Raw genomic sequence first — 9,768 nt, 5'->3', positions numbered from 1 at the left:
TTCCCCGCCGTCGACTACTTCGAGAACAGCGGCCTCCCCTTCGTCATCGCCCTCAACGGCTTCGACGGACACCAGCCCTACACCCCCGACGAAGTACGCGAAGCACTCCAGATCGGCCCGGACACGCCGATCCTGACGACGGACGCCCGGCACCGCGCCGACGCCAAGAGCGCGCTCATCACCCTGGTCGAGCACGCCCTGATGGCACGCCTGCGCTGAGCGGCCCCCTCCGGCACCGAGAAGGGCCCCGCACTCCTCAGGAGTGCGGGGCCCTTCTTCGTGACCCTGGGAACGCCGGGGCGGCTGGTGTCAGCCCTGCCAGCTGTGCGGAGCGCGGAAGCCCGGCGTGCGCTCCAGGCGGCGCCAGCCCGCGGTGTCGCGGCCGCGGCGGGCGGGGGCGGCGGGCTGGGCGGCGGCGCGGGCCATCAGGACGGCGGTGATGGCGGCCAGCTCCTCGGGGTCGGCGTACCCCTTCTCGACGCGCAGGACGGACTCGGCGGAAGTGAGGCTCATGGTGGGGTGTCTCCGTCTTCTCGGCAGATGGTCGTGGACCGGGCGGCGGATCGCGCCGCGTCGGCGGTGACTACTGCGGGGGGTTGCCGTGCTTGCGGGACGGCAGGTCGGCGTGCTTGTTGCGGAGCATCGCGAGCGAGGCGATGAGCACCTCGCGGGTCTCGGCGGGGTCGATGACGTCGTCGACCAGGCCGCGCTCGGCCGCGTAGTAGGGGTGCATCAGCTCGGACTTGTACTCCTTGACCATGCGGGCGCGCATGGCCTCGGGGTCCTCCGCGTCCGCGATCTGCCGGCGGAAGATGACGTTGGCGGCGCCCTCGGCGCCCATCACCGCGATCTCGTTGGTGGGCCAGGCGTAGGTGAGGTCGGCCCCGATGGACTGGCTGTCCATGACGATGTACGCGCCTCCGTAGGCCTTCCGCAGGATCAGCGAGATCCGTGGCACGGTGGCGTTGCAGTAGGCGTAGAGCAGCTTCGCGCCATGGCGGATGATCCCACCGTGCTCCTGGTCGACCCCGGGGAGGAAGCCGGGGACGTCCAGAAGGGTGATGATCGGGATGTTGAACGCGTCGCACATCTGGACGAAGCGGGCGGCCTTCTCGGAGGCCTCGATGTCCAGGACCCCTGCCAGCGCCTGCGGCTGGTTGGCGACGATGCCGACGACCTGGCCGTCGAGGCGGGCCATCGCGCAGATGATGTTGCGGGCCCAGCGCTCGTGGATCTCCAGGTAGTCGCCGTCGTCGACGAGCTCCTCGATGACCTGGTGCATGTCGTACGGGCGGTTGCCGTCGGCCGGGACCAGGTCCAGCAGGACGTCGCTGCGCCGGTCGGCGGGGTCGTCGCTGTCGACGGTCGGCGGGTTCTCGCGGTTGTTGGAGGGGAGCATCCCGATGAGGTAGCGGACCTCCGCGATGCAGGTCTCCTCGTCGTCGTACGCGAAGTGCGCGACGCCCGAGGTCTCGGCGTGCACGTCCGCGCCGCCGAGGCCGTTCTGGGTGATCTCCTCACCGGTGACCGCCTTCACGACGTCCGGTCCGGTGATGAACATCTGGGAGGTCTCGCGGACCATGAAGACGAAGTCGGTCAGTGCCGGGCTGTAGGCCGCGCCACCGGCGCACGGGCCGAGCATCACCGAGATCTGCGGGATGACGCCCGAGGCGCGCGTGTTGCGCTGGAAGATGCCGCCGTATCCGGCGAGCGCGCTCACGCCCTCCTGGATGCGGGCGCCCGCGCCGTCGTTGAGGGAGACCAGCGGTGCACCGGCCGAGATGGCCATGTCCATGATCTTGTGGATCTTCGTGGCGTGCGCTTCGCCGAGCGCCCCGCCGAAGATCCGGAAGTCGTGCGCGTACACGAAGACCGTGCGGCCCTCGACCGTGCCCCAGCCCGTGATGACACCGTCGGTGTACGGCTTCTTGGCCTCCAGGCCGAACCCGGTGGCCCGGTGCCTGCGCAGCTGCTCGACCTCCTTGAACGAGCCCGGGTCCAGCAGCAGCTCGATCCGCTCCCGCGCGGTCAGCTTGCCCTTGGCGTGCTGCGCCTCGGTCGCCCGCTCGCTCGGTCCGCGCCGTGCCTGCTCGCGCAGGGCCAGCAGTTCGGCCACCCGGCCTCGGGCGTCGCTCGGCTCACCCTGGGTTTCGTCCACAACGGTCATGTACTGACCCTACGAACCCGGACCCAGAAATCGTGCCGTCGACTCCGTACAGTCTCCCGCCCGGTTTCGTGGTGGGAGTGGACAGAACCGTTGCACCATGCAGGCGATCCACCAGCGAAACGCCGCCTTGCATTGTAGAGACCCCACAAAGGGAAGGTGTGCGGTGGGCCACACGGCACGGAGGGGGCCGCCGAGCTCCCCCCAGTATGGCCCAGCGCTCCGGGACGAAAGGCCGAAGGGGCGGCTCCGGTTCCGGCGCCACCCCTCCCTGTATCGCCCCTCTGCATCAACTTCCGCAGTGGAAACGGGCGTTGCCCCAGTCGGCGTGGTCGTTGCCGTTGCCGTCACCGGCGTCGTCGACGATCAGTTCGACGTACTTCGCTCCGGTGATGTCGGCGGCGAGCTGCCAGGCCGGATCGGCGGCACCCAGCACCGGCGACTTCACCCTCTCCGTACCGTCGGCGGTGACCGAGAACCGCACACTCCCCCGGGTGGCCTGGACGTCGTCCACGCCCACCTCGGCGGTGAAGGAGGCGCACTTCCCGCCCAGGTAGTAGCGGATCTTCGCCGGGGCGTGGGTGCCCAGCCCCTTGGCGTACGCGACCCCGCCGATCTTCAGCGGGCCCCCGTCACCGGTGCCGGTCTCCCCGTTGGACAGGTCGCGCTCGACGGGCCCCCAGCCGTTCTGCGAGGCCGTCCAGTCGAGGTCACTGGCCCAGCTGTCCTCGGTGGGCGGCGGCGGGAGGGTACGGACGGAGGTCCCCGCGCCGAGCGTGCGCCCGGCGCCCTCGACGGCGTACGTGGCCTTCGCCTCCAACTGGTACGTCGCGTAAGGGGCGTCGGCCGGCGGGGTGACCCGCCAGCTGCCGGTCACCTTCGCGCCCGGGGCGACCGTGTCGAAGGCGACCGGGCCCGCGGGCTCGGCCCGCCACCCCTTTGGCACGGTCAGCGCGAGCCGCACGCCCGTGGCGGCCGTCGCCTCGTCGTTGGCGAAGGTCGCCTTGACCGTGTTAGCGGCCCCCGGCTCCAGGGTCTCCGCGTCGGCGGCCACGTCGAGCGTGCCGCAGACGGCCTCCTGCCCCGCGGGGGCCGGGCCCAGGTCGGTGACGGTGAAGTCGTCGAGCACGAAATCCGCGCCCTCGGGCGCTCCGGCCCTCTTGCGCAGCCCGGTCCAGGTGTCGCCGCAGCCCGCGGTGAGCGTCCGGCTGAAGTGGCCGGTGGTGCGCTGCTGTCCGATGGGGGTGGAGCGGGTCTCCGTGGAGGTGGCCCTGCCGCCCGCGGCCCGGTCGTAGCCGTCGACCCAGCTGTAGGCCCCGGCGTGGCTGGACTGGTAGGCGAACTCCACCTTGTAGCGGTGGCCGTCCCGCATGGGGACGGTCCAGGGGGCGGTCCGGTGGACGAGCCCGGTGTTCTCCTCATGGGACTTCAGGGACTCCTCGCCCCCGAGCACGTCGTCGATCAGCTTCCCGTTCCAGCCGGACTGGGTGTACGGGGCGTGGAGCTGGGAGATGCTGGTGCGGGGGTCGGTGGAGCCGCCCGCATCGCCCTTGAGGAAGGGGCCCCAGCCCTGGTCGACCGCCTCGAAGTCCTCGTACACCACCGTGCCGGGCCGGGTCGCGGGGGCGTTCTGCACGATCCGTACGTCATCGGCGCGGACCCTCGCCCCGCTGCCCGCGGCCGCCGCGATCCGCAGGGCGGTGCGGCCGTTCGCGGGGGCGGTGAAGTTGACCTTGGCGCGCTGGAAGTAGGTGCCGTGCCAGTCGGACGCGGCGACGTGGTCCTTCACCGTGGAACGGTCGACGGCGACCGACGTCCCGCCCGCGCTCAGCACCGTACGCCGGGTCCTGCCCGGCTCGACCTCGATGAGGGCGGAGGCGGTGTAGCGCTTGCCGGGCTTGAGGCCGGTGACGGTCTGGGAGAGGGCGGCCTGCGCGGGGCCGGAGAGGGCTGCGCTGTTGCGCCCCTGCTCGTCGGTGTGCCGTACGGCGGTGCCGGTCTTCTTCCAGCCCTTCAGGGCACGGTCGTTGAAACCGGGGTCCTTCAGGTGCGTGCCCTGCCCCCAGTCGGCGGCGGCTTCCTTCGGGGCACGGGCGTGGTAGAGGACGTACGGCTGCCCGGCGGTGGCGGTGAGCGTGATCTTCCCGTTCACCGGACGGACGGTGGCGACCTTCTCGCGGCCGTTGTCGCTCAGTTCATAGACGGTGTACGGCCCCTTGCCGGGCACCTCCCAGCTGCTGGTGCCGCCGGTCTCGCTGTAGTGGTAGAGCTTCCTGCCCGCGTCCCACGGCAGCAGGTAGCCGGTGCCACTGAGCACCTTGCGGCCCTGCTCGTAGAAGGTCCGCTTCCCGTCCTCGACCGTGCCGCGCACCCCGCCGGTGAAGGTGATGTCGTCGCCGTCCCAGCGGGTGATCCTCTGCTGTTGGAGGTACTTCGCGGGCAGGTTCTTCTGCCAGATGTTGGCGGTGAAGGCGTTCCAGTCGGTCTCGCCGGTCCAGCCCTCGAAGTCCTCCAGGGCGCTCTGGCCGAGGACCGGGTGATCGTTCCAGATGTCCTTCTCGCCGTTGCGGATGAACCGGATGATCTGCGAGTTCAGGCCCTTGTTGGTGGCCCCGCCGTAGTTGAGGTCGTTGGCCCAGTGCGACCAGAGCGAGGCGCGCTCGAACTTGTCGGACCACTCGGTACCGACGGTCCAGCCCTGCTTCTGCACGGACTGGATGGTCTTGTCGGCGATCCAGCCGTGGGAGTAGTAGACGTCGATGTAGAGGAAGCTGAGGTTCCGGTCGGTCTCGTCGCGCAGCTGCTGGAAGCGCTTCTCCAGGTCCCCGCTGTTGATGTCGCGGCGCTGGTCGATGTAGTAGCTCTGGTTGAGCCAGTTCCAGCCGGGCTTGGTCTTGTCGACGAGCTGCTCGCTGAAGGCGTTGGCCTCCGGGTAGGACTCGGTGGCGTTGACGTGGACGCCGAAGGTGGCACCCCACTTCTCGCCTTTCCTGAGCAGGGTGTTGAGGTCCTTCAGCCCGCCCGCCCGCTTGTTGTAGTTGCCGCCGTAGTCCGGGTGGGCGGAGTCGTGGCCCTCGGAGCCGTACCCCTTGAGGACGGCGAGCTGGCCGAGGCCGTCGGTGGCCTTGGAGATCCGCTTGACGTCGTCCAGGGTGCGCAGGAAGGGGTGGGTGGCCTGGCTGGCGAAGTTGAACGGGATGTGGGTCACGACCCGCTTCGCGGTGTCCTCGCTGCCGGGCGCGGTGACGCCGATGGAGCGGAAGGCGATGGCCCCGTCCTGCCAGTCGACGGTCTTGTCGCCGTTGGCGTCCGGGGTGATGACGACCTTGGCCCATGGCAGGTTCTCGCCGCTCTCGGGCTTCGGCGCGCCCTCGCCCCGGTAGGTCCACTGTCCGGACCAGACGCCGACCCGGACACCGCCGCCCTCCTCGGCGCGCGCCTGGTGCCAGAAGCGGGCGTCGTCACCGCCGGTGGGGCCGGATGGCTTGTCGTACGAGGAGTTGGACTCGATCGCGGCGGCCAGCGAGCCGGTGCTGAGGATCGCGTAACTGGCCCCGACGGGCGCGGCGTCGGGGCGTGTCTGCCCGGTGACCTTCGCGAACCGGTCGGCGGTCCGGGTGGAGTCCGGGTCGAGCGTGGTGAACGCGGTGGCGGCCCCGGCCTCGGCGGAGCCGACGGAGATGAGGTCGTGCCCCGGGATGCCGATCGTGCCGACCCGGAAGGCGGCGGTATCCCGGACGGCGGTCACCTTGAACGTGGCGGCCCGCCCGGAGACGGTCAGCGAGGCGTCGATCTCGACGCCCGGGAGCCCGTCGAAGGCGAGGGTGTAGCGGGCGGCGGAGCCGGTGACCTTCGGCGCGCTCTTGAGCTTCACCGGGTGGGCCGTGCCGTTGAGGGTGACGGCGGTGACCGGCCGGGTGGAGCCCAGGAGCCGCTTGCCACTTGCCCTGTCGGTGTACGAGAGGACGCGCGGGAAGTCGTCGCCGACGGCGACCGTGAGCTGGGGGGGAGCCGATGGTGGCGGAGCCGCTGGGCTTCGCCGCCCCAGCCGGTGCGGGGGACGGATCGGCGGCTGCGGCGGGGAGGGCGGTCCCCACGAGCGCCAGAACGGCTGCTGAGGCGACGGCGACCAGGCCGACGGAGGGGCATCTTGGCGACATGGCCCCTGAGTAGCCGCCGTGCCGGGACACCGTCAACGAACTTCGGCTCCGGGGGCCGACTCCGTCCAACAACCCCGGTGCGTAAGTCCAAGTGGGGGGTGCACAGGCCGGGGCGGGGAGCCGGCGGGCCGGACCGGGGGTTCGTTCACCTCTTGTTCCGGGCCACTTCCGGGTGGTCACGCTTCACACCCGCTCGGTTCCGGCAAGTGCCGCTTCCCGGCGTCGAGTTGTAAAGACCCTGAATTTCTGAGAGCGCTCTCAGTCGCAAGTCTTGACGCTTACCCCGGGCCTCGCGAGAGTGGTGCGCACCGCAGGCACCCCACGGTCCGGCACCCCCACCCCCGACACCCCCACTCCTCCCACCACGCCGCCCGGCCTGCGCCCCCACACACCCAGGGAGCTCCCTCGTGATTTCGCGCAGAATGTTCCTGACCGGTGCCGCCGCCACGGCCTCGGCGCTGACCTACCCCACCTGGGGAACCGCTCTCGGCCCGCGCGCCTCCGCGGCCCCAGCGACCTGTGAACTGGCGCTGGAGAACACGTCGCTGCCGGGCACGGTGCACGCGTACGTCACCGGCCACGAGCTGGGCACCGGCCGCTGGCTGCTGCTGCGGCCGAACGGCGAGGTCTACCGCCCCGACTCCCCTGGCGCCCCGCAGACCCCCCTGCCCGTCGACTGCGCGATCCCGCTCAAGTCCGCGGGTGCGGGCCCGGTCGTGCTGACCCTGCCGCGGATGTACGGGGCACGGGTCTACTTCGTCCGCGACGACAAGCTGGACTTCTACCTCAACCCGGGCCCCGCGCTCGTGGAGCCCGCCTTCGCGACGCCCTCGGACCCGAACCACGGGCGCACCTGGTCCTTCTGCGAGTTCACGTTCAACACGGAGCAGCTGTACTCCAACATCAGCTACGTGGACCTGGTGACCGCCCTGCCGATCGGCATCACACTGGAGGGCGACGGTACGCACACGGTGGCCCCGCTCCCGGACGGCGCGGTGCGGCGGATCGCCGACGACCTCACCGCCCAGGCCGCCGCCGACGGGCAGCCCTGGGACAGGCTGATCACCCGGGGCTCCGACGGGAGCGTCCTGCGGGTCGTCTCGCCGCAGAACATCATGGCCCCGTACTTCGACCGCCCGGCCGAGATGCCGTTCCGGGACCTCTTCGCCGCTCAGATCGACGAGGTGTGGGCGAAGTACCGCTCCGAGGACCTGCGCATCGACCTCCAGGGCGGCCGGGGCTCGCGGGCGGGCCGGGTGAGCGGGGACGTCCTCACGTTCGAGGGCGGCCACACGTTCACCAAGCCGGAGTCGAAGGACATCTTCACCTGCAACCACGGCCCGTTCACGAACAACCCGGGCGACTCCGACGACAGGAAGGCGATCCTGGCCCGGCTGGCGGCGGGATTCAACCGCTCGATCATGCTGAGCCACCCGAGCCAGCCGAACGGCACGTCGACGGCGGACTACTACAGGGCGGCGGTGACCAACCACTGGTCCCGGGTGGTCCACGCGAACAGCCCGATCGGTTACGCCTTCCCGTACGACGACGTCCGCCCGGACGGCGAGCCGGACGTCTCGGGCGCGGCACACGACGGGAGCCCGCGCCGGTTCACGCTCAGCGTGGGGTCCTGACGGGCCGGGCCCGCAGGCCCGCAGGCCAGGTCCCCTGTCCGTCCGGGCGGGGGCACCGGCATGTCCAGTCGCAGTGACCTTTGGGCGACACCTCATTGATCGACACGGCGTGCGGCGTTCTTGACTTCGCGACGGCACGTCGGGACGGTTCCGTATGCGAATGATCCGTATGCGGGAGGTCCGTGCGGGAGAGGCTCCTGCGGGAAGGGGCCGTACGGGCGAGGTCCGTGCGGGAAGGGTCCGTACGGGAGGAGGCCGTACGCGAACGAATCGGAGGAAGAGCCGACTCCTCCACCGCATGCTCGCGGTGACCGTCGCCGGATTCCTGCTCACCGCGGCAGCCCCGGCACACGCGGACCCCGCCCCGCCGCCGTCACCCGCCCCCCAGGCCCCTGGCGCTCAGGGCCTGCGGGACTTCCAGCAGAGTTACGGGCTGCCTCCGACCGGCGAGGTGGACACGGTCACCGCCCATCTGCTCAAGGCGGCCCCGGACAGCGAGCTGCGGGAGGCCTTCGCGGACCCGTCCGACCTGGGTCGGGAGCAACTGGCCCATGCCCGTACGGTCATCGGCGTCGGGAAGGGTGCGGCCCTCCCCGCGGAAGCCCAGGTGATCGCCCTGATGACGGCGATGCAGGAGTCGAAGTTCGTCAACTACACCTCCCCGGTCGACCACGACTCGCTCGGCGTCTTCCAGCAGCGTCCCAGCATGGGCTGGGGCACCCCGGCCCAGATCACCCACGTGCCGACCGCGTCCAAGTCCTTCTACGGGCTGCCTTCGCCCAGCGCCAACCCGGGGCTGCTCCAGATCGACGGCTGGGAGTCGATGGCCCCGGGCGACGTGTGCCAGGCGGTCCAGGGGTCCGCGCATCCGGACCGGTACGCGCAGTGGGAGGACTTCGCCCGGGAGCTGCTGGAACAGGAGGGGCCGGACGCCGAACCGATCCCGTGAGACCGGCGGTCGGCTCCCGGCGCGGGCCACCCGCGCCTGCGCCGGGGTTCAGCAGCCGTCGACCCTAGGAACGAAGAGTGAGCCCCGGAGATTCCGGAGATCCCGGAGGCGTAAAAGTTGAACTTTGAACTAGATGGCGCTAGAGTCATTTTCGTTGAAGGTTAAACAATGCCTTCGGCAGCCGTTCGATCCCGCCCCCGCAGGACACCCCGAGGAGGAGCCATGGCTCTGTTCACCCGCAAGTCGACCGCCGCCCCCGTCACCGCCGAAGCCCCCGCGGTGGACCCGGCGCTGGCCGCGCTGACCGGCACGTACACCCTGGACCCGGCGCACAGCAGCATCGGCTTCACGGTGCGCCACGCGATGGTCACCAATGTGCGCGGCTCCTTCGGCGAGCACGAGGGCACCCTGGTCCTGGACGGCACCGACCCGGCGAACTCCACCGCAGCCATCGACGTGAAGATCGCCAGTGTCGACACCGGCATCGCCGACCGAGACGGCCACCTGGTCAGCGGCGACTTCTTCGACGCCGAGAAGTTCCCCCTCATGACCTTCCGCTCCACGCGGGCCGAGCAGCTGGGCGGCGAGGCGTACCGCATCACCGGTGACCTGACCATCAAGGACGTCACGCGCCCGCTCTCGATCGACCTGGAGTTCAACGGTTCCGCCACCGACGTCTACGGCAACGAGCGCGTCGGCTTCGAGGGCAGCGCCGAGATCCTGCGCTCCGACTGGGGCCTGACCTGGAACGCGGCGCTGGAGACCGGCGGTGTGATGGTCAGCGACAAGGTGAAGCTGACCTTCGACATCTCCGCGATCAAGGCGGCGGCCCCGGGGGGTGGTTTCTAGCCTCGCACTTTC

Annotated in this window: 5 protein-coding genes and 2 pseudogenes; 4 read left to right on the top strand and 3 right to left on the bottom strand. The window is 70.6% G+C overall.

The features are described 5' to 3' along the window. Positions 1-219, top strand: a pseudogene (locus CIB93_RS11745) (ATP/GTP-binding protein); the annotation flags it as partial. A 90-nt stretch (positions 220-309) separates the two neighbouring features. Here CIB93_RS11745 and CIB93_RS11740 read toward each other — a convergent pair. The 3 genes and pseudogenes from CIB93_RS11740 to CIB93_RS11730 all read right to left on the bottom strand — a co-directional run bounded on the left by CIB93_RS11740 (position 310) and on the right by CIB93_RS11730 (position 6,324). Then, positions 310-513 carry an acyl-CoA carboxylase subunit epsilon gene (locus CIB93_RS11740; RefSeq protein ID WP_096626726.1) on the bottom strand — a complete coding sequence of 68 codons (204 nt, stop codon included), beginning with the start codon at positions 511-513 and terminating at the stop codon, positions 310-312. A gap of 70 nt (positions 514-583) precedes the next feature. Beyond that, positions 584-2,167 carry an acyl-CoA carboxylase subunit beta gene (locus tag CIB93_RS11735; protein ID WP_096626725.1) on the bottom strand — a complete coding sequence of 528 codons (1,584 nt, stop codon included), beginning with the start codon at positions 2,165-2,167 and terminating at the stop codon, positions 584-586. 286 nt (positions 2,168-2,453) lie between these two features. Next, positions 2,454-6,324, bottom strand: a pseudogene (locus CIB93_RS11730) (endo-alpha-N-acetylgalactosaminidase family protein). 422 nt (positions 6,325-6,746) lie between these two features. On the opposite strand from CIB93_RS11730, the gene CIB93_RS11725 reads away from it, so the two are divergent. The 3 genes from CIB93_RS11725 to CIB93_RS11715 all read left to right on the top strand — a co-directional run bounded on the left by CIB93_RS11725 (position 6,747) and on the right by CIB93_RS11715 (position 9,756). Further along, positions 6,747-7,958, top strand: coding sequence for a glycoside hydrolase family 64 protein (locus tag CIB93_RS11725; RefSeq protein ID WP_179500067.1), 1,212 nt, complete (start codon positions 6,747-6,749; stop codon positions 7,956-7,958). 298 nt (positions 7,959-8,256) lie between these two features. Continuing rightward, positions 8,257-8,907 carry a peptidoglycan-binding domain-containing protein gene (locus CIB93_RS11720; RefSeq protein ID WP_096626723.1) on the top strand — a complete coding sequence of 217 codons (651 nt, stop codon included), beginning with the start codon at positions 8,257-8,259 and terminating at the stop codon, positions 8,905-8,907. 222 nt (positions 8,908-9,129) lie between these two features. Further along, positions 9,130-9,756: a YceI family protein gene (locus CIB93_RS11715; protein WP_096626722.1), complete on the top strand. Its 627-nt coding sequence runs from the start codon at positions 9,130-9,132 to the stop codon at positions 9,754-9,756. The last annotated feature ends 12 nt before the right edge of the window (positions 9,757-9,768 follow it).

Origin of the sequence: Streptomyces sp. WZ.A104, assembly GCF_002382885.1 — a bacterium.
Classification (GTDB): Bacteria; Actinomycetota; Actinomycetes; order Streptomycetales; family Streptomycetaceae; genus Streptomyces.
The sequence above is the reverse complement of the archived record's forward strand: the minus strand, read 5'-3'. Positions and strand labels throughout refer to the sequence as shown.